The 18,258-nt window shown below is 62.6% G+C and carries 20 protein-coding genes and 1 pseudogene; 11 read left to right on the top strand and 10 right to left on the bottom strand.

The window, feature by feature from the left end; all coding sequences use genetic code 11:
- The first annotated feature begins 73 nt into the window (after positions 1–73).
- On the top strand, positions 74–496 hold the full coding sequence (locus NL528_RS10460; protein WP_309182611.1) for a hypothetical protein: 423 nt from the start codon (positions 74–76) through the stop codon (positions 494–496).
- 165 nt (positions 497–661) lie between these two features.
- The gene (locus tag NL528_RS10455; RefSeq protein ID WP_171986011.1) at positions 662–799 is read left to right on the top strand and encodes a hypothetical protein; all 138 of its coding nucleotides are present in this window, start codon (positions 662–664) and stop codon (positions 797–799) included.
- An 88-nt stretch (positions 800–887) separates the two neighbouring features.
- Here NL528_RS10455 and NL528_RS10450 read toward each other — a convergent pair whose 3' ends face one another.
- From NL528_RS10450 to NL528_RS10440, 3 genes are all read right to left on the bottom strand, one after another.
- The gene (locus NL528_RS10450) at positions 888–1,031 is read right to left on the bottom strand and encodes a hypothetical protein (RefSeq protein ID WP_309182610.1); all 144 of its coding nucleotides are present in this window, start codon (positions 1,029–1,031) and stop codon (positions 888–890) included.
- Positions 1,032–1,165: 134 nt separating this feature from the next.
- Complete coding sequence (locus tag NL528_RS10445) at positions 1,166–1,648, bottom strand: MaoC family dehydratase (RefSeq protein ID WP_309182609.1); 483 nt, start codon at positions 1,646–1,648, stop codon at positions 1,166–1,168.
- A 6-nt stretch (positions 1,649–1,654) separates the two neighbouring features.
- Positions 1,655–2,113 carry a MaoC family dehydratase gene (locus tag NL528_RS10440; protein ID WP_309182608.1) on the bottom strand — a complete coding sequence of 153 codons (459 nt, stop codon included), beginning with the start codon at positions 2,111–2,113 and terminating at the stop codon, positions 1,655–1,657.
- Between the two features lie 172 nt (positions 2,114–2,285).
- On the opposite strand from NL528_RS10440, the gene NL528_RS10435 reads away from it, so the two are divergent.
- Positions 2,286–2,579 carry a DUF4282 domain-containing protein gene (locus NL528_RS10435; RefSeq protein WP_309182607.1) on the top strand — a complete coding sequence of 98 codons (294 nt, stop codon included), beginning with the start codon at positions 2,286–2,288 and terminating at the stop codon, positions 2,577–2,579.
- Positions 2,580–2,724: 145 nt separating this feature from the next.
- Here the strand turns inward: NL528_RS10435 and ychF are convergent, their stop codons facing one another.
- From ychF to NL528_RS10415, 4 genes are all read right to left on the bottom strand, one after another.
- Complete coding sequence (gene ychF / locus NL528_RS10430) at positions 2,725–3,822, bottom strand: redox-regulated ATPase YchF (RefSeq protein WP_309182606.1); 1,098 nt, start codon at positions 3,820–3,822, stop codon at positions 2,725–2,727.
- A 39-nt stretch (positions 3,823–3,861) separates the two neighbouring features.
- Positions 3,862–4,467, bottom strand: a complete 606-nt coding sequence (pth, locus tag NL528_RS10425) for an aminoacyl-tRNA hydrolase (protein WP_309182605.1) — start codon at positions 4,465–4,467, stop codon at positions 3,862–3,864.
- A gap of 21 nt (positions 4,468–4,488) precedes the next feature.
- The gene (locus tag NL528_RS10420; RefSeq protein ID WP_309182604.1) at positions 4,489–5,226 is read right to left on the bottom strand and encodes a 50S ribosomal protein L25/general stress protein Ctc; all 738 of its coding nucleotides are present in this window, start codon (positions 5,224–5,226) and stop codon (positions 4,489–4,491) included.
- Positions 5,227–5,528: 302 nt separating this feature from the next.
- The gene (locus NL528_RS10415) at positions 5,529–5,822 is read right to left on the bottom strand and encodes an accessory factor UbiK family protein (RefSeq protein WP_309182603.1); all 294 of its coding nucleotides are present in this window, start codon (positions 5,820–5,822) and stop codon (positions 5,529–5,531) included.
- A 194-nt stretch (positions 5,823–6,016) separates the two neighbouring features.
- Between NL528_RS10415 and NL528_RS10410 the strand changes: the two genes are divergently transcribed.
- The 6 genes from NL528_RS10410 to NL528_RS10385 all read left to right on the top strand — a co-directional run bounded on the left by NL528_RS10410 (position 6,017) and on the right by NL528_RS10385 (position 11,370).
- A complete protein-coding gene (locus NL528_RS10410) occupies positions 6,017–6,754 on the top strand; it encodes a dienelactone hydrolase family protein (protein WP_309182602.1) in 738 nt (245 codons plus the stop codon).
- 12 nt (positions 6,755–6,766) lie between these two features.
- On the top strand, positions 6,767–7,597 hold the full coding sequence (gene lgt, locus NL528_RS10405) for a prolipoprotein diacylglyceryl transferase (RefSeq protein WP_309182601.1): 831 nt from the start codon (positions 6,767–6,769) through the stop codon (positions 7,595–7,597).
- Positions 7,598–7,618: 21 nt separating this feature from the next.
- Entirely contained in the window at positions 7,619–8,743 is a 1,125-nt protein-coding gene (locus NL528_RS10400) for a class I SAM-dependent methyltransferase (protein WP_309182600.1), read from the top strand.
- Positions 8,740–9,504: a peptidoglycan editing factor PgeF gene (gene pgeF / locus NL528_RS10395; protein ID WP_309182599.1), complete on the top strand. Its 765-nt coding sequence runs from the start codon at positions 8,740–8,742 to the stop codon at positions 9,502–9,504. Before NL528_RS10400 ends, pgeF begins: the two co-directional genes overlap by 4 nt.
- A 129-nt stretch (positions 9,505–9,633) precedes the next feature.
- Complete coding sequence (locus NL528_RS10390) at positions 9,634–10,254, top strand: hypothetical protein (RefSeq protein ID WP_309182598.1); 621 nt, start codon at positions 9,634–9,636, stop codon at positions 10,252–10,254.
- A gap of 162 nt (positions 10,255–10,416) precedes the next feature.
- Positions 10,417–11,370, top strand: coding sequence for a ribose-phosphate pyrophosphokinase (locus NL528_RS10385; RefSeq protein WP_309182597.1), 954 nt, complete (start codon positions 10,417–10,419; stop codon positions 11,368–11,370).
- 821 nt (positions 11,371–12,191) lie between these two features.
- Here NL528_RS10385 and NL528_RS10380 read toward each other — a convergent pair.
- The 3 genes and pseudogenes from NL528_RS10380 to NL528_RS10370 form a co-directional block, all read right to left on the bottom strand.
- Complete coding sequence (locus NL528_RS10380) at positions 12,192–12,443, bottom strand: hypothetical protein (protein WP_309182596.1); 252 nt, start codon at positions 12,441–12,443, stop codon at positions 12,192–12,194.
- Positions 12,444–12,773: 330 nt separating this feature from the next.
- The gene (locus NL528_RS10375; RefSeq protein ID WP_375143999.1) at positions 12,774–14,543 is read right to left on the bottom strand and encodes an adenylate/guanylate cyclase domain-containing protein; all 1,770 of its coding nucleotides are present in this window, start codon (positions 14,541–14,543) and stop codon (positions 12,774–12,776) included.
- A gap of 164 nt (positions 14,544–14,707) precedes the next feature.
- Positions 14,708–15,516 (bottom strand): annotated as a pseudogene (locus NL528_RS10370) (SDR family NAD(P)-dependent oxidoreductase).
- Between the two features lie 212 nt (positions 15,517–15,728).
- Between NL528_RS10370 and NL528_RS10365 the strand changes: the two are divergent.
- Both NL528_RS10365 and NL528_RS10360 read left to right on the top strand, forming a co-directional pair.
- Positions 15,729–16,790, top strand: coding sequence for a Dyp-type peroxidase (locus NL528_RS10365; RefSeq protein WP_309182594.1), 1,062 nt, complete (start codon positions 15,729–15,731; stop codon positions 16,788–16,790).
- Positions 16,787–17,611, top strand: coding sequence for a family 1 encapsulin nanocompartment shell protein (locus tag NL528_RS10360; RefSeq protein WP_309182592.1), 825 nt, complete (start codon positions 16,787–16,789; stop codon positions 17,609–17,611). The genes NL528_RS10365 and NL528_RS10360 overlap by 4 nt, the downstream gene beginning before the upstream one ends.
- The last annotated feature ends 647 nt before the right edge of the window (positions 17,612–18,258 follow it).

Here is an 18,258-nt window from a genome sequence, read left to right as displayed (position 1 = left end):
CCTGATAGCACCGTTCACTTCGTCGTGCGGGGGACGTCCGCGCTCGCTCAAATGCGAAACAGAGGAATAGCCGATGAACGCTACCATTCGTTCCGAACAAGTTGATGCACCCGAGGATGTCGTTGACAGCAATCTCGCTGCGGTCTCCGAAGTCGAGGCCGGGATCCGCGATTTCGTCCGCAACGATATCGCCTATCTGCGCCGCCCGGCGGCTGCCAGCCCGGAAACGGCGCCGCTCGAGCCCAACACCGAGGCCACCGTCAACAACGTGAACTCGCTGATCCAGCGCGTCGCCGGCACCTCGCTCGCCGAAATCGAGAAGCTGATTTCCGAACTGGAAAGCCTGCGCGACCTGCTGCATGCCGAAGGCCAGCGCGTCCAGCGCGAAATCTCCGGTTACGCCCAGCTCAGCCAGGCTGCGATGAAGTCGACGCGCATGATCGCCGACAACGTCACGCAGTGGAAACGCGCCGCCGACGGGCTTCGCAACAGCTAGACCCTCCCGTCTAGACTTGACCTGCCGCCGCCTCCTGCTAATGGAGCGCGGCGGTTTCGTTTGGCTAAAAATTGATTTGAACTTGCCGGCGGTGAACTGCGACCAACAGCAGGCGCCCGCACCAGGGCTTCAGATTTTGGGCTTCAGATTTTGGGGATATTTTTGATGGAAAGCGTTCGGCCGGACAATACCGATCCGATCCCGTTGCGGCATTCGTCGCACAGCATGGGCACCATCCTGATCAGGTTCATCGGACTGCTGGCCGTAGCCGTGGTGGTTCTGGCGCTGATCTGGAGCCGCTGATTTTTCGCGCGCAATGATGGCGTTCCCGTCCCGGATTCCGATTCCCGGACGCGCCCTATTCAGCGTCTATGGTTAGCAAATCCTTAACCTATCGGCGGGCGAAAGACGTGCTCTCGAGCGTGTAGCCGCCGTCGGCATATCCTTTCACCACCATCGCGGTGGTCAGCATCACCCCCACGGTGACGGTTGCGAAGATAAAGCCGACAAATTTCAGGCTGCTGCGATCTGCCATGGTCGTCCCCTGGGCAAACTTTCCCCGGGATCCATATGGCAGGGACAAAGTTCAAAATGCGTTAGCAAAAAAACGGTTCCGCGGAATCATCGACTGCGCCGAAACGCGGTAGCCAGGCGGTAACCATGTTGGCTTCAGGAACCCTTGTTCCGCCGCGGCACGAAAGCCGTCGCCAGAAACGAGAACACCACTTCGCCGTGTTGGTTGGTGCCGGTGTTGCGGGCCTGCAGGATGCCCCATTGGGGACGTTTCTCCGACGTTCGCTTGGTCTCGACCTGGTTCGAAAAGCTGATGGTGTCGCCGGCCAGCACCGGCTTGATCCAGCGCAGTTCGCGAAAGCCCGGCGACGGCCCCCACACCGCGACTTCCTCGCCGCACGCGGTCGCCTCTTTCGCCTGGCGCTGGCCGTCGGCGACCAGGAGCTTCATGCACACCGCGGCAACATGCCAGCCAGACGCCGCCAGTCCGCCGAACAGCGACTTGCGTCCCTCCTCTTCGTCGAGATGGAAACGTTGCGGATCGAATTGCGTGGCAAACTTCTTGATTGAATCCGCCGTGAAGGTGAACGAGCCGAACTCGCGCAGTGCGCCGATCTCGATATCTTCAAAGAAACCCATCGCGTGCTACTCCGCCGCCCCGGTGCGCCGGCTCACGATGATCGGCGATTCCATCTCGCACAGCACCACGCCGGCGGCATTGCGGATCGTGCCCTTGAACGTCACGATGCCGGTCTCGGGACGGCTGCGCGAAATTCTGGCGTCCGCAACATCGACGTCGAGCATCAGATCGTCGCCCGGGCGAAGCGGCGCCAGCCAGCGCATCTCGTTGACCCCGGGCGAGCCCAGCGACGCGGTGCGGCCGATAAAACCGTCGACCAGCATCCGCATCATGATCGAGCCGAGATGCCAGCCCGATCCGGAGAGACCCTTGAGCATCGACTTTTGCGCTGCTTCCTCGTCCAGATGCATCGGCTGCGGATCGTACTCGGCGGCGAAGGCGAGAATTTCCTCCCGCGTGACATGGCGCGGGCCGAATGTGCCAAAACGGCCGGGCTTGAAGTCTTCGAAGGTGAGCGTGGTCATGATCGGGATATAATGGAGGGAAGCCCGATTGTGGCCGTTATTTGCAGCAATCTCAACCCGCCCACTCGCATGGCTCGTCCCTGACTTGCCCGAACCGGTATTCGGAGGTAGCCCATTGCCCTCAGGCACAGCTTGGACGCGAATCATATTCGACCTGCCGGGAGAACCACCGATGTTCGATTTTCAGGACCTGTTTCAGTGGGACCGCTTCATTACGCCCACCATTATCAAGACCTTCTACTGGCTGGTGATCGGATTGATCGTACTGTTCGGCATTTCCGGCATCTTCTCCGGCCTCGCCGCCATGGCGATCAGCCCGTTCGGCGGCTTCATCCTGCTGCTGTCGTCGATCGCCGGCGTCATCGTCGGCGTGGTGTTTTCACGCATCGCCGCGGAATTCATCCTGATCGTGTTCCGCATCAACGAGCACCTCGGCGCGATCCGCGACCAGGGGCAGATGCGTTAGGGCTCTGCCGTCATTGCGAGCCACCGGGTCGCGCGAATGCGCGCCCGATGACAGGCTCCGCGAAGCAATCCATCTGGCCGCGCGATGAAAGAATGGATTGCTTCGTCGCTTCGCTCCTCGCAATGACGCTTTAAGCTTCGACGTCTCAATTATTAAACCTGAAATGCATGACGTCGCCGTCGGCGACGACATATTCCTTGCCTTCCAGCCGCAGCTTGCCGGCGTCGCGCGCGCCGGCTTCGCCGCCCAGCGCGACATAGTCGGCATAGGCAATGGTCTCGGCGCGGATAAAGCCTTTTTCGAAATCGGTGTGGATCACGCCGGCCGCCGCCGGCGCCTTGGTGCCGCGGTTGATGGTCCAGGCGCGGGCTTCCTTCGGGCCGACGGTGAAATAGGTGATGAGGTCGAGCAGCTGATAGCCGGCGCGGATCAGGCGGTCGAGGCCGGCCTCTTCCAGACCGAGCGTGTCGAGGAACTCGGTGCGCTCCTCACGCGACAGCGTCGCGATCTCGGATTCGATCTTGGCCGAGATCACCACCGCGACCGCGCCCTCTTTCCTGGCATGCTCGAACACCTGCTTCGAAAAGCCGTTGCCGTCCTTGGCCGAGCCCTCCTCGACATTGCAGACATACAGCACCGGCTTTGACGTCAGCAGCCCGAGCATGCCAAAGGCCCGCTCTTCCTCCGGCTTGCGCTGGAGATACCGCGCCGGCTTGCCTTCGCGCAACAGCACCAGCGCGCGGTTGACGAGATCGAGTTGCTCCTTGGCGTCCTTGTCGTTGCCCTTGGCCTTCTTGGAGAGATTGTCGACGCGCTTTTCGAGACTGTCGAGATCGGCGAGCATCAGCTCGGTTTCGATGGTCTCGATATCGGCCAATGGCGCGATCTTGCCTTCGACATGGGTGATGTCGGAATCCTCAAAACATCTCACCACATGCGCGACCGCATCGACCTCGCGGATGGTGGCGAGGAACTGGTTGCCGAGACCTTCGCCCTTGGAGGCGCCGCGGACGAGGCCGGCGATATCGACGAAGGTCAGCCGCGTCGGGATGATCTGCGCGGATTTGGCGATCTCCGACAGCTTGTCGAGCCTGGGATCGGGCACCGCGACCTCGCCTACATTCGGCTCGATGGTGCAGAACGGATAATTCGCCGCCTGCGCCGCGGCCGTCTCGGTCAGCGCGTTGAACAGCGTCGATTTGCCGACATTGGGCAGCCCGACGATACCGCATTTGAATCCCATAATGTGTCCTGAAGTCCGTTGCTGACGGTCGGCGGCGCGTTACGCGGCGCCGTCATCGCCCTTGTCAAAAATTCCCTTGGCCTGCAGTGCCAGGTGCACCCTGTTCTGGAACGTCGAATCCTTGTCGGTCGTGAGCAGACCGGCATTGTCGGCGACCGCCTCGCACAGCGCCTCGACCCAGGGCCGATCGCTCTTGGCGAAATCCGAAAGCACGTGGCCGTGCACCAATTCCTTGATGCCGGGATGGCCGATCCCGAGCCGCACCCGGCGATACTCGTTGCCGATATGCGAGGAGATCGAGCGCAACCCGTTATGGCCGGCAATGCCGCCGCCGATCTTGACGCGCACCTTCGCCGGCGGCAGTTCGAGCTCGTCCTGGAACACGGTGATCTCGCCGGCCGCAAGTTTGAAGAAATTCGCCGCTTCCTGAACCGCGCGCCCCGACTCGTTCATGAACGTCGTGGGCTTCAGCAAAACGACGCGTTCGCGATCGAGCGTGCCCTCCGACGTCTCGCCCTGAAAACGGCGGCGCCATGGTGCAAAACCATGACGCCGCGCAATCTCATCGACGACCGCGAAACCGATGTTGTGCCGGTTGTTCGCGTATTTCGCACCGGGGTTACCGAGGCCAACAAAGAGTCGCATGACGCGGCATCCCGCGTCCGCTTACTTCTTCTTGTCGCCACCACCGGCAGGCGCCTTCGCACCCGCCGCCGGAGCCGCAGCACCCGCCGCAGGCGCAGCCGCAGCCGCACCCGCCGCCGGAGCAGCACCGGGCGCCGCAGCAGCGGCCGGACCGGCCGCAGCAGCAGCAGCCGCAGCCTTCTGTTCTTCAGCATAGCCGGACGGCGGCACGATGGTCACGAGCGTCGCGTCTTCACGCGACAGCGACTTCACGCCGGCAGGCAGCTTGATGTCGGACAGATGCAGCGAGTGGCTGATTTCCAGCGTGCCGGCATCGGCTTCGATGTACGGCGGAATGCTCTCGACCGAGCATTCGATGTCGATGGTGTGGGTGACGACGTTGATCGTGCCGCCGCGCTTGACGCCGGGCGAGGCGTCGCCGTTCATCACGCGCAAGGGAACGCTGACGCGGATGGTGGCGCCTTCGCCGAGCCGCATGAAATCGACATGGATCGGGAAATCACGCACCGGATCGAGGTGGAAGTCGCGCGGAATCACGCGGTGCTTCTTGCCCTCGAGATCGATATCGTAAATCGTGGTCAGGAACCGGCCGGCCAGGATGCGCTGGCGCAGTTCGGCATCGTCGACCGAGATGGTCACGGGGGGCTGGTTGTCACCATAGATCACTCCGGGAACTCTCCCGGCGCGACGCTCTGCCCGGGCGGCCCCCTTGCCGCTCTTCGGACGTGCGGTCGCCTTCAATTCCTTGACGGTCGCCATTGTGCTTAAGTCCTTGTTTTCTAAAAAGTTAAAGGCCGCATCGCGGCCCGGTAGCGTCCTACAGCAAGCCTCCAGGGGTGCGGGGGCTGCGGACGTGGCGGGCTTTTAGCCCCAAAGAGGCGAAATGACAAGGAAATGCGGGGATTTTTATGGAGGTTGGGGCCCGAAATGGCCCCGGGCTCGTCATTGCCGGGCTCGACCAGGCAATCCATCCTCCTACGCAAGGATTCTTCTGAAAATTGATGGATGCCCGGGTCAAGCCTGGTCAAGCCCGGGCATGACGAGGATAGCGAAGAAAGCCCCTAGCCGCCGGTCTTCATGCTGCCGGTATCCGGCGCCGAGGGCGCAACCCCGAGCTTGGCCTCCAGCGCCGCGATCCGCGTTTTCAGCGCCTCGTTTTCCTCGCGCGCCAGCCGGGCCATGTCCTTGACCGCGTCGAACTCCTCGCGCTTGACGAGGTCGAGATCGCGCAGGATGCGTTCGGCCTGATTGCGCATCACGGAATCGACCTCGCGCTTGACGCCCTGGGCGGCGCCGGCGGCATCGTTCATCAGGCGGCCGATCTCGTCGAAAAACCGGTTGCTGGTCTGGGTCATCTGGAACGCTCCGCTCGCTGCAAATTGCAAAATGGGTAGCCAAGGATTTGGTAGCTAAGCCGAGACAATGGCGATCCGGAGGCCACGGTTCAAGGCCGATGTGATGCCGGTTCGCCTTGTCATGCTGCGGTTTCCTTGCAATCGTATTCAGCGCCCACCACCAAATCAGAATCACAAAACACAAAGAAACGCCCATGATCGACCAGCAAATCGACATCCCCACCAAGGACGGCAAAACCACCGCGTTCATCACCCACCCCGAACGCGGGGGCCCGTTTCCCGTCATCATCTTCTACATGGACGCGCCCGCGATCCGCGAGGAACTGCGCGACATGGCCCGCCGGCTTGCTACGTCCGGCTATTACGTGATGCTGCCCAATATGTATTACCGTTCCGGCGCCATGGAGCTCGGGCCGATCAATCCGGATCCGAATTCGCCCGAGCGCAAGCGCATGTTCGAACTGATGAACTCGCTCAGCATTCCGCTGGTGATGGAAGACACCAAAGCGCTGCTCGCTTACGCCGACGGCCAGGCTGCCGCCAACACGAAGATCGTCGGCACCGTCGGCTACTGCATGAGCGGGCAATACGCCGTCAATGCCGCCACGCATTTTCCGGAACGGGTCAAAGCTGCAGCTTCGATATACGGCGTGCAACTGGCCACCGACCGGCCCGACAGCCCGCATCTGGCCGGCCAAAAGACCACGGCCGAGCTTTATTTCGGTTGCGCCGAGACCGATGTCTACGCGCCGATGGAGATCGTCGAGAAGGTCAAGCAGCAAATGAAGGCCGATGGCGCCAATGCCGAGGTCGAGCTCTATCCAGGCACCCATCACGGATTTGCGTTTCCAAAGCGGCCGGTCTACGACCGCGACGCCGCCGAGCGGCACTGGGAGAGGCTGCTGGCGCTCTATCGCCGCAATCTTTCGTAGATTTAGTACCCGATGCCCTTCCTCACCATCACCTTTCCGGTGTTCGACCCGATCGCGATCTCGATCGGGCCGTTCGCGATCCGCTGGTATGCGCTGGCCTATATTGCCGGCATCGTGCTGGGGTGGATCTACGCGCGTGCGCTGATCAAGAACGAAAGATTGTGGGGCGGGCCGGCACCGATCTCGCTGGTGCAGCTCGACGACTTCATCCTGTGGGTCACCGTGGGCATCATCCTCGGCGGCCGCACCGGCTACGTGCTGTTCTACAATTTGCCGTTCTTCATCCAGCATCCGGCCGAGATTTTCGAATTGTGGAAGGGCGGCATGTCGTTCCACGGCGGCTTCCTCGGCTGCGTCGCCGCGGTGATCCTGTTCTGCCGCGCGAATAATCTTCCGATCCTGTCGCTCGGCGACGTCACCACCGCGGTCGGGCCGATCGGGCTGTTTCTCGGGCGGCTCGCCAATTTCATCAACAGCGAGCTGTGGGGCCGGCCGGCGGATTCCAGCGTGCCGTGGGCGATGGTGTTTCCCAACGGCGGACCGCTGCCGCGGCACCCCAGCCAGCTCTATGAGGCCGGGCTCGAGGGCATCCTGCTGTTTGCGATCCTGGCCGTGATGATCCGGATGGGGGCCCTGAAGCGGCCCGGCCTGATCCTCGGCAGTTTCATTGCGATCTATGGTTTTGCGCGGATTACCGGCGAATTCTTCCGGGAGCCCGACCCGCAGCTCGGATTTCTGTGGGGCGGCTTGACTATGGGTATGCTGCTTTCCGTGCCAATGATTATTGTCGGCGCTATCATTATTGTGACGGCTTGGCGCCGCAAGGCGCCGGAGCCTACCTAGAAATCGATTTAAGGCAGGCCGTTGACCGAATATTCGCCGCTGCAGTCCGAGATCAAGAAGCTGATCAAATCGTCGGGGCCGATGCCGGTCTGGCGGTACATGGAACTGTGCCTGATGCATCCCGAGCACGGCTATTACGTGTCGCGCGATCCGCTGGGACGGGAGGGCGATTTCACCACCGCGCCAGAAGTGAGCCAGATGTTCGGCGAATTGCTCGGGCTGTGGGCGGCGTCGGTCTGGAAGGCGATCGGTTCGCCGCCGATGTTGCGGCTGGTCGAACTCGGGCCCGGCCGCGGCACCATGATGGCGGACGCGCTGCGCGCGCTTCGGGTATTGCCGCCGCTGTACCAGTCGCTCAGCGTCCATCTGGTCGAAATAAATCCGGTGCTGCGCGAAAAGCAGCGGGCGACGCTGTCGGGCGTGCGCAACATCGCCTGGCATGACAGCATCGACGAGGTGCCGGACGGCCCCGCGGTCATCTTGGCCAACGAATATTTCGACGTGCTGCCGATCCACCAGGTGGTGAAGCGCGAGACCGGCTGGCACGAACGCGTGGTTCAGCTCGACGACAGCGGCCGGCTGGAGTTCGGCGCCGCCGCCGAGCCGACGCCGCGGTTCGAGGTGCTGCTGCCGCCGCTGGTGCGCGCGGCCCCCGTCGGCGCAGTGTTCGAATGGCGGCCCGATGCCGAGATCATGAAGATCGCCAGCCGCGTGCGCGACCAGGATGGTGCTGCGCTGATCATCGATTACGGCCATTTGCGCAGCGACGCCGGCGACACCTTTCAGGCCATCGCCCGTCACAGCTTCACCGATCCCCTGAAGAATCCCGGCCAGGCCGACGTCACCGCCCATGTCGATTTCCAGGCGCTGGTGCGCGCCGCCGAGGATCTCGGCGCGCGCGTCCACGGCCCGGTGACGCAGGGCGAGTTTCTCAAGCGGCTCGGCATCGAAACCCGCGCCGTCACCCTGATGGCGAAAACCACCCACGAGGTTTCCGCCGATATTTCCGGCGCGCTGAAGCGGCTGACCGATTCTGGCCGCGGCGGCATGGGCTCGATGTTCAAGGTGCTGGCGATCACCGAGCCGAACCTCACCGAGCTTGCGGGCCTGAGCGATGCAGCGGCGGCTGGAGCCGATCGGCCATGACCTTCGGATCGTCGCTGCTCTCGGCCATTCCGGGCCTCCGTCACGCCTTTTCGACCCGCGAGGGCGGCGTGTCCGGCGGCATCTATGAAAGCCTCAATGGTGGGCTCGGTTCGAATGACGATCCGGCCCATGTCGCGGAAAATCGCCGCCGGATGGCCGCGCAGATGGGGGTCGCGCCGGAGCACTTCCTCAGCGTGCACCAGATCCATTCGCCCGACGTGGTGGTGGCGACCGGGCCATGGCAGGGCGACAAGCCGCGCGCCGACGCCCTCGTCACCCGCACCGTAGGCATCGCCATCGGCGTCACCGCGGCCGATTGCGGACCGATATTGTTGGTCGATCCGGCCGCGCGGGTGATCGGCGCGGCGCATGCGGGCTGGAAAGGCGCGCTGACCGGTGTGCTCGAATCCACCGTGGAGGCGATGGAGAAACTCGGTGCCGACCGCAGCGGCATGCTCGCCGCGATCGGCCCGCTGATCCGGCAGCACTCCTACGAAGTGGGCGGCGAATTCGTCGAGCGCTTCCTGGACGCCGACGCTGAAAATGCCGTGTTCTTCATTCCCTCGGTGCGCGACGGACACGCGATGTTCGATCTCGCCGGCTTCATCCGGATGCGGCTGGAGAATGCCGGCGTGTTGATGATCGACGACATCGGCGTCGACACCTATTCTGACGAGCGTTTTTATAGCTACCGGCGCTCGGTGCATCGCGGGGAGACGGATTACGGCCGGCACATTCATGCGATCGCGCTGGAGCCGTAACCCCGGCAGAAGTCCTTCAACTTGAACGAAAATCTTCCCGCCGCCGTCAACACCGGTCTCACGCTCAATTTACCTTTGTGTCCCCCCTGCCCTAGACCTTAATGCATTTTAACGATATCGCAGGGACCGATGAGGGACACGATCGCCACCCTGAGCCGAATTCCGTGCGCGGCCATTGCCGCGACGCTCCTGATGCTCGCCTGCGGGCTCGGCGGCTGCGCCAGCGGCGGGGCGGTCAACGACTCCTTTGCGATGGCCTCCACTGGCGGGGCCGCCACCGTGGCCTTCGAATCGATCGACGGCCCGCCGCCGCCGGTGTTCGACCGCATGGTCGGCGTGCTCGACAGTGAGTCGAAGCTGCGGAATCTCTCGATCGTGTCGCGCGAAAGCGGCGCCTCCTACCGCATACGCAGCTATCTCTCGGCGCAGGTTGTTCGCGGCAAAACCATGATCGCCTGGGTTTGGGACGTCTATGACAACAACCAGCAGCGCGCGCTGCGGCTGTCCGGCGAGGAACCCGCCGGCAAGGCCGGACGCGACGCCTGGGCCGCCGCCGACGACCTGGTTTTGCGGAAAATCGCCCAAGCGGGGCTGAGCGGCCTCTCCGGCATGATCAACGGAACGCCGGCGGATGCGCCGCCCGCGGCACCGGCGCCCGGCCGCCGCGGTCCGGCGGTCGCAAGCGCCGAGCAAACTGAGCCCGGATCGGGCAGTTTTAGCGTTAGCTCCCTCAGCTACACCGGACATTAGCCAAATCGCCGGGGTGACGGCCATTTTTGCCCGGGAAAACCGGGGCAATGGGTTGCCAGCCCGGCCACATTTGATATGACCTCGCTCGTCGAAACGCGCTGGTTTTGAGGATCCCTCGATATGCTGAACGTCGTATCCAGCAAGGCGCGAGGAGAAGCGTCGATGTCGGCCAAGAATGGCTCGATCAAGCTGGTCGCCGGCAACTCCAATCCCGCGCTGGCCCAGGAAATCGCCAACTGGCTGCATTTGCCGCTGACCAAGGCCGTGGTCCGGCGCTTCGCGGACATGGAGATTTTCGTCGAGATCCAGGAAAACGTCCGCGGCTCCGACGTCTTCATCGTCCAGTCGACGTCGTTTCCGGCCAACGACCATCTGATGGAACTGTTGATCATCACCGATGCGCTGCGCCGGGCTTCCGCGCGCCGCATCACCGCTGTGATCCCCTATTTCGGCTACGCCAGGCAGGACCGCAAGGTCGGTTCGCGCGCGCCGATTTCGGCCAAGCTGGTCGCCAACCTGATCACCCATGCCGGCGTCGACCGCGTCATGACGCTCGATCTGCACGCCGCCCAGATCCAGGGCTTCTTCGACATCCCGGTCGACAATCTCTTCGCCTCGCCGGTGATGGTGCGCGACATCAAGGAGCGCTTCGACCTCGCCAATTTGATGGTGGTGTCCCCCGACGTCGGCGGCGTGGTGCGCGCGCGCGGGCTCGCCAAGCGGATCAATACGCCGCTGGCGATCATCGACAAACGCCGCGAACGCGCCGGCGAATCCGAAGTCATGAACGTGATCGGCGACGCCGCCGGATTTACCTGCATCCTGATCGACGACATCGTGGATTCCGGCGGCACGCTGGTGAACGCCGCCGATGCGCTGCTCGCCAACGGCGCCAAGGATGTCTACGCCTACATCTCGCACGGCGTGCTGTCCGGCGGCGCCGCCGCCCGCATCGCCTCGTCGAAGCTGAAAGAGCTCGTCATCACCGACTCGATCCTGCCGACAGAGGCGGTGGTCAAGGCGCCCAACATCCGCACGCTCTCGATCGCCGCACTGATCGGCGAAGCCATCGGCCGCACGGCTGCGGAAGAGTCGGTGTCGAGTTTGTTCGACTGAGGGGTCGCGACCTCTCCACGTCAATGCGAGCCACCGGGTCGCGCGAATGCGCGCCCGATGACAGGCTCCGCGAAGCAATCCATCTCGCCGTGCAAAGACAAGCTTGGATTGCTTCGCCGCTTCGCTCCTCGCAATGACGGCCTCATGACATGCCTTCGCGATCTCGCCGCGCATTTCGCGCGAGTTTTGCTTTGAACTTCCCGCCCTCTCCAATCAGAGGGCGCAGGGAAAGCCGGGTGCGCGCTGCACCCGCGGTCTCGCGTGCAATATGTGCACAAGAACACGCACACGAGCATACAGGTTCAGCGGAGAACATCCGGCCTTCCCTGCGCAATGGTTTTACGGCTTACTTCGCGCTCTCCTTGGTGAGCCGGGCTCTTTTGCCACCATCGCCCGCAGAAGCTTTGCTCTGCGACTTGGCGCCAGCGTCGGGCGCCAGGACCACACGACTTCGCCGTCCGCATCGGCTGCGCTCGTCAGTCGCAGCTTTCGCGTCCATCGCATCCCACCGCGCGTTTCGTGACGATCGCGAGCCGCCCCTCTTGTCGGGTGAGACGCGCGGAGAGAAATCACTGATTTGCCCGACGCGACAAGCGGAAAATTTTTTGAGCGAGGTCTGGACAGGGCAAATCACGTTGAAATGGCTGAACAAATTAGGCTGTGCGCGCACGGGTCATAGAGCCGATGCGAGGCGCAATCCGTGGATGAGGCGACCCGTGGATCGTTGGATCGCAATCAAACAAGTTGGCCACTGATGCGCCGCCAGGCAGCGCGTTCAGCGTTCGGTCAAACAGTCTTATCGGTCTTCGCGCGGCTTGCGTTTACCGAGCAGACCAGCGAGCAACCTGCGCGGCCTGCTCCGCCGTGCCTTTCAAGCATTGGCGCGCAGCCTCGATCTGCGCATCGGTTGCACCGTGACTTCGCGCCCACATTTCTGCTGCCGAAGCTGAATACTTTGCCACGTAAACCCGAACCATCGCGCAAGATACTCGCTGCATGAAGCCTCTCTCTGCAAGCGCCTCGGATGAAAGAGATAAGGTCAGCGCAACAGCGCCAATTCCACGCATCAGCATGGTGCCCCCGTCGGTGCCTATGTGAATACCCCAGGGGCAGAGGACCAGACTCGTTTCTGATGCGCAAATTAAACTGAAGAGCAGAATGAACTGTCACCAGGAATCGGTGCAACTGCGAGGCAATCAAAGCAGCGCCCAAAAAGGTTCCCGCACGGAACCGATCGGCCTTACTCTAGTCTGCTCTTCCCTCAATACTGTTTGACTGTTTCCAAAAGTCTTTTTCGGCATGGGACAAAGTCCGTTTGCCGCCCACCAACGGACACCGTCAGCTCCACCGCGCCACGCCCGAAATGCCTATAGCGGATGTCATTATTTCTCCGGATCACCAGACTAGCCCGGCATGCCTGCCTCCCGCAGCGCCGCGATCATTTGATTGCGGATGTCCGAAGAGCGGGTAGGAAAAGCCTCTTCCGCATGAGCCGCGCGAAAGTCAGGCTGTGACCTCAGCAGTCGCGCAGCCGCCTGTTGGGCTTCGACAACCCGTCCGGCGCGAACGGCGTTCACGATGTAGGCGCCCAGCGTATGAGCATTCGCGACAACCTGAATTGATTTCGTCGCCGACGCGCAGCCTTCCTCGTAGCGGCCAAGGCAAAAATACGCGAATGAACTTCCGTTCCAGGCGCTTATCCTCAGCGGGTCGAGAGGACTGAGCCTGATCATCCGGTCGAAGCTCTCAATCGCGCGCTCTGCGTCACCACACATCATGCTGACCCATCCCCGGCTGTACCATGCGATCGCGAGATTCGGATTGAGCTCGACCGCCTGCTCGACCATGGATGCGCCCCGATCATATTCGCCGCCGAGATAGGTCAGCACATGCCCGGATCTCGCCAACGTAAATGCGTCGTCATCTCCCACTCTCCACGCCAAATGAGCAAGCCGAACGGCTTCGGCGCGCTTTTCGGAGGTCAAAGGCACGCCGCTGATGCCCTGTTCAAACATCAGCGTTGTCGCAGCCATCGCAAATGCGGGGCCGTATTCGGAATCCTGCTCATATGCCTTGCGGAAAAACTCGCGTGCCTCCTCAAGCGTTCTCTTGTGCGTCAGCGCCATGCCCCGCAAGAAGCAATCGTAGCTGTCGAGGCTCCCGGTGGGTTTCTGCCTCACCCGCTCGATCTCCGCCTGCTCGAGTTTTGGAGCAATCAAGCCGATGACCCTCGTGGTAACCTGGTCCTGCAGGTCGAACACGTCCTCGAGCGCGCCGTCGAATTTGTCCGCCCATAAATGCCTGTCCGTCGCCGCCTCGATCAGCTGCCCGGTAATCCGAACGCGGCTACCTGATTTCCTGACGCTTCCTTCGAGCACATAGCGCACGCCGAGTTCGCGACCGACCTGCTTGATCTCGACCGACTTGCCCTTGTAGGTGAAGCTCGAATTGCGGGCGATCACGAACAGCGACTTGAACCGCGACAGCGCGGTGATGATATCTTCCACCATGCCATCGGCGAAGTATTCCTGCTCCGGATCGCCGCTCATGTTCTGGAACGGCAGCACGGCGATCGAGGGCTTGTCGGGAAGTTGCAGCGGTTTCCTGCCTTCGATGGCGGAAGCGGTGGCGGCCGGCGTCGTTGTCGCACCGGCCGGATGCACTGCATATATGCGAACGGGCCGCGAGATGTTCTTGACCTGCTGCTCGCCGCGATCCTCGAACGTCGCCTCGACCTTGCCGTCGACTTCGCTATGGATTTTCCCGGATATCAGGATGCTCCCGGGATCACAGAGGGCTTCCAGCCGTGCGGCCACATTAACCCCTTCACCGTAGACGTCGCCGCTCGCCTCCACGATGACATCGCCAAGGTTGAGACCGACCCGCATCCGGAACGGGCCGGGATCGCGGCTCAGACCGTCCTGGATGGCAATCGCGCACCGCAGGGCCGCGATGGGGCTGGCAAACTCGGCCAAAAAGCCATCGCCAGTGGTCTTGATCAACCGTCCATTGTGCTCGGAAAGGCGCGGCTCGATCAACTCGCGCCGCAGCCGGCCAACGCGGGCATACGTGCCTTCTTCGTCGCGCTCCATCAGCGAAGAAAACCCGACGACGTCTGCGGCCAGGATGGCCGCCAGCCTGCGTTGAACCTGCTCATCAACCAACGGTTTCACCTTTCGGAAAATATCGCGCATCAAACCATGATGAGAGGCAGTCGGGCTAGGCCTAATGTCCGGGATGAGAGAGAGAGAGAGAGAGAGAGAGAGAGAGAAGCGGACGTCAACCGGCACGCTGCCCTCCTTGCCAAGGGACCCTGCTGCCCGCCCTCGCCGGTTCGTCACTCAAACCCCGGCCGCGGCACCAAATTCATCAGCATGTTGACGTAGCCGCCATCGACAATGATCTCGTCGCCATTGACATAGGACGCGCGGTCGCTGGCGAGATACAGGATGGCGTCGGCCATGTCCTGCGGCATACCGATGCGGCGTGCGGGAACGACGGCCTTGCGCCGTTCCGTGACGCCCGGCGTATCGTAGAACGACTGGCTCATCGGCGTGACGACGAGGCCGGGGCTGACGACGTTGCTGCGAATGCCATGCGGCCCCCATTCGTTCGCAAGCTGACGCGACAGCATGATGACCCCGGCCTTGCTGACGCTGTAGGCGCCGCTCGCCCCTGGGCATGGCTGCCCGCGATCGACGCGATATGGACCAGACTGCCGCGCCCGAGCTTTCGCATTGGCCGGCCGAAGGTTTGGGCGCAGAGGAAATAGCCGGTCAGGTTGACGGCGAGAACCGCGTTCCATTCGGCCAGCGACAGGGTGTCCAGCGCTCCCGGCCGCAACACCGCCGCGGTGTTGACCAGCACGCTGCACGGTCCCAGCGATTTCTCGATTGCTTCGGATGCGGCGGTCACGCTCTCGACGCTGGTGGTGTCGCATCGCGTCACGACATGCTCGCCGCCCAATTTGCGCAGCTCTGCGCCCGTCACCTCCAGGCCGCGTTCGTCGAGATCGATCGCCGCGACATGGGCGCCGGCGCGGGCGAGGCTCACAGCGGTGGCGCGGCCGATGCCGCCACCGCCGCCCGTCACCACACAAACGCGGCCCGAAAGTCCAAGCCAATCCGACGAATCCTGCCCGGTCATGCGATCACTCTTGGTTGGTGAGCTTATGCCGGACAGCTTAGCCGAAAGCGCAGGCCAACCAAGCGGGATTCGGATGCCCGATTCGAGCGCGCGTCACGCTCCCGTATTTGAACCCGGGCCAGACTGCCGATACAGTGCGGCGGCAGTATTTTGTACAGATCTGGCGTTTGGCGAATGGGTTCTAACGCGGCACCACGAACGGAGCAGGTCCGATGACCGCGCCCGGCACGCCATCCGACCTGCCCCTGCCCCAGCCGGTGGTTCAGGATTTGACCCGCGCCGCGATCTTTCTGGTCGTCACGATCAACCCCGGCACGACGAACAGAGCCGTCGTCCGGTCGTTTTGCAGCGATCTTGCGGCGCTGGTCCGTGCGGTTGGCTTCCGCGATATCGAGGGCAACCTCTCCTGCGTGATCGGGATCGGATCCGACGCCTGGGACAGGCTGTTCGGCCAACCGCGGCCGGCGGAACTGCATCCGTTTCGGGAAATCCAGTCCGGCCCGCGCCATGCGGTTGCAACACCAGGCGATCTTATTTTTCACATTCGCGCCAAACGCATGGACCTCTGTTTCGAGCTGGCGACGCATATCATGATCCGGCTCGGCGGAGCCGTTGCGCCGATCGACGAAGTGCATGGCTTCCGCTATTTCGACGACCGCGATCTGATCGGCTTTGTCGACGGAACGGAAAACCCGACCGGACAGGCCGCGATCGATGCCGCCTATGTGGGAGCCGAAGACGCCGCCTTCGCCGGCGGCAGTTACGTGATCGTGCAAAAATACCTGCACGATCTGGCTGGCTGGAATGCGCTATCCACTGAAGCGCAGGAGCGCATTATCGGCCGCACCAAGCTGTCCGACATCGAGCTCGACGACGCCACAAAGCCTAGCTACGCCCACAACGCGCTCGCCAAGGTCGTGGTCGACGGCAAGGAAATCAAGATCATCCGCGACAACATGCCGTTTGGCCGCGCCGCCGAAAAGGAATTCGGCACCTATTTCATCGGTTACGCGCGGTCGCCGCGAACCATCGAGCAGATGCTCGACAACATGTTCGTAGGCCAGCCCGCCGGCAACTACGATCGGTTGCTCGATTTCAGCGTTGCCAAAACCGGCAACCTGTTCTTCGTGCCGTCGGCGACGTTCCTGGAAAATATCGCCGACGATCAAGCTGCGGCACTTTCGCCTGCGCCTGCCGTTCCAGCACCAGAGCCGGCGCTGCGGCGCGCGGGTTCGCTCGACATCGGTTCGCTCAAAGGAGATCCTGCGTCATGAATAATCTTCACCGCGAGCTTGCCCCGATTTCCGACGCCGCGTGGTCGGAGATCGAAGAGGAAACGTCGCGCACCATCAAGCGCTATCTGGCCGGGCGGCGCGTCGTCGACGTGCTGGGACCGGGCGGCATGGCGCTTTCCGCCATCGGCACCGGGCATTTGCGTAATCTTGCCGCCCCCGGCGACGGAATTTTGGCGCGGCAGCGCGAGGTCAAGCCGCTGGTCGAACTGCGCGTGCCGTTCGAGCTCGATCGCCAGCAGATCGACGACGTCGAGCGCGGCGCCAGCGATTCGGATTGGCAGCCCGCCAAGGACGCCGCGCGGCTGCTGGCCTTTGCCGAGGACCGCGCGATCTTCGAGGGCTACACCGCCGCCGGCATCGGTGGCGTCCGCGAGGGAACCAGCAATCCGGTGCTGACCCTTCCGCCCGACGTGCGCGCCTATCCCGACGCCATTGCCCATGCCCTGAGCAAATTGCGGATCGAGGGCGTTAACGGTCCCTATTCGGTATTGCTGGGCGCCGATGCCTATACAGCCCTGAGCGAAAGCAGCGATCACGGCTATCCCGTGCTGCGGCACATCAAGGGCCTCGTGGACGGCGAAATCATCTGGGCGCCGGCGATATCAGGCGCATTCGTGCTGACGACGCGCGGCGGCGATTTCGCACTGCATATCGGAGAGGATGTGTCGATCGGCTATTCGGGCCATGACGACAAGACGGTCCGTCTCTACCTTCAGGAGACATTTACGTTCCTGCTGCTGACGACCGAGGCCTCGGTTGCGTTGACGGCCAGGGACAGCAAAGCCAAGGCCGGATGTTGATCGAGGGCGCCTCGCACGCATCCATTTCACGCTTCAAACAGCGGAGACATTCGCAGACAGCGTTTCGCGATCTCGCGGCCTATCACGCCCGAGTTTTGCTTTGAACTTCTTGGCCCTCTGCAAACAGAGGGCGCAGGGAAGACCGGGTGCGCGCTGCACCCGCGGTCTCGCGTGCAAAATGTGCACAAAAGCACGCACACGAGCATACAGGTTCAGCGGAGAACATCCGGCCTTCCCTGCGCAATGGTTTTACGGCTTACTTCGTGCTCTCCCCGGTGAACGGGCTTTCTTGCCACCGTCGCCCGCAAGAATTGCTTCTCGCGAACTTGGCGCCGGCATCGGGGCGCCAGAACCACACGACTTCGCCGTCCGCGTCAGCCGCGCTCGTCAGTCGCAGCATCCGCGTCCACCGCATCTCAACCCACGTTCGTGACGTTGCGCAACGCCCCTCTTGTCGGGTGAGACGCGCGGAGAAAAACCACTGATTTGCCCGACGGCACAAGAGGAATATTTTTATCGGAGGGGCTGGACAGTTTTTGAGTGATTTGCCCGTCGCGTTATTTTGTCGCGGCCATATTGCAAAATTGCGCTTGCGTGCGGGGCGACGCAGATGAGGTTTCGTCATGTCGGCCTGAAGGAAATTACGC

It is taken from the genome of Bradyrhizobium sp. Ash2021, assembly GCF_031202265.1.
Lineage (GTDB): Bacteria > Pseudomonadota > Alphaproteobacteria > Rhizobiales > Xanthobacteraceae > Bradyrhizobium.
Note: the sequence above shows the minus strand (reverse complement) of the source record. Positions and strands in the feature narration are given on the sequence as shown.

Bases quoted from the DNA above. Each gene is read 5' to 3' on its own strand.
- NL528_RS10460 (WP_309182611.1), top strand. From the start codon at position 74: ATGAACGCTACCATTCGTTCCGAACAAGTTGATGCACCCGAGGATGTC.
- NL528_RS10455 (WP_171986011.1), top strand. From the start codon at position 662: ATGGAAAGCGTTCGGCCGGACAATACCGATCCGATCCCGTTGCGGCAT.
- NL528_RS10450 (WP_309182610.1), bottom strand. From the start codon at position 1,031: ATGGCAGATCGCAGCAGCCTGAAATTTGTCGGCTTTATCTTCGCAACC.
- NL528_RS10445 (WP_309182609.1), bottom strand. From the start codon at position 1,648: ATGGGTTTCTTTGAAGATATCGAGATCGGCGCACTGCGCGAGTTCGGC.
- NL528_RS10440 (WP_309182608.1), bottom strand. From the start codon at position 2,113: ATGACCACGCTCACCTTCGAAGACTTCAAGCCCGGCCGTTTTGGCACA.
- NL528_RS10435 (WP_309182607.1), top strand. From the start codon at position 2,286: ATGTTCGATTTTCAGGACCTGTTTCAGTGGGACCGCTTCATTACGCCC.
- ychF (WP_309182606.1), bottom strand. From the start codon at position 3,822: ATGGGATTCAAATGCGGTATCGTCGGGCTGCCCAATGTCGGCAAATCG.
- pth (WP_309182605.1), bottom strand. From the start codon at position 4,467: ATGCGACTCTTTGTTGGCCTCGGTAACCCCGGTGCGAAATACGCGAAC.
- NL528_RS10420 (WP_309182604.1), bottom strand. From the start codon at position 5,226: ATGGCGACCGTCAAGGAATTGAAGGCGACCGCACGTCCGAAGAGCGGC.
- NL528_RS10415 (WP_309182603.1), bottom strand. From the start codon at position 5,822: ATGACCCAGACCAGCAACCGGTTTTTCGACGAGATCGGCCGCCTGATG.
- NL528_RS10410 (WP_309182602.1), top strand. From the start codon at position 6,017: ATGATCGACCAGCAAATCGACATCCCCACCAAGGACGGCAAAACCACC.
- lgt (WP_309182601.1), top strand. From the start codon at position 6,767: ATGCCCTTCCTCACCATCACCTTTCCGGTGTTCGACCCGATCGCGATC.
- pgeF (WP_309182599.1), top strand. From the start codon at position 8,740: ATGACCTTCGGATCGTCGCTGCTCTCGGCCATTCCGGGCCTCCGTCAC.
- NL528_RS10390 (WP_309182598.1), top strand. From the start codon at position 9,634: ATGAGGGACACGATCGCCACCCTGAGCCGAATTCCGTGCGCGGCCATT.
- NL528_RS10385 (WP_309182597.1), top strand. From the start codon at position 10,417: ATGTCGGCCAAGAATGGCTCGATCAAGCTGGTCGCCGGCAACTCCAAT.
- NL528_RS10380 (WP_309182596.1), bottom strand. From the start codon at position 12,443: ATGCTGATGCGTGGAATTGGCGCTGTTGCGCTGACCTTATCTCTTTCA.
- NL528_RS10365 (WP_309182594.1), top strand. From the start codon at position 15,729: ATGACCGCGCCCGGCACGCCATCCGACCTGCCCCTGCCCCAGCCGGTG.
- NL528_RS10360 (WP_309182592.1), top strand. From the start codon at position 16,787: ATGAATAATCTTCACCGCGAGCTTGCCCCGATTTCCGACGCCGCGTGG.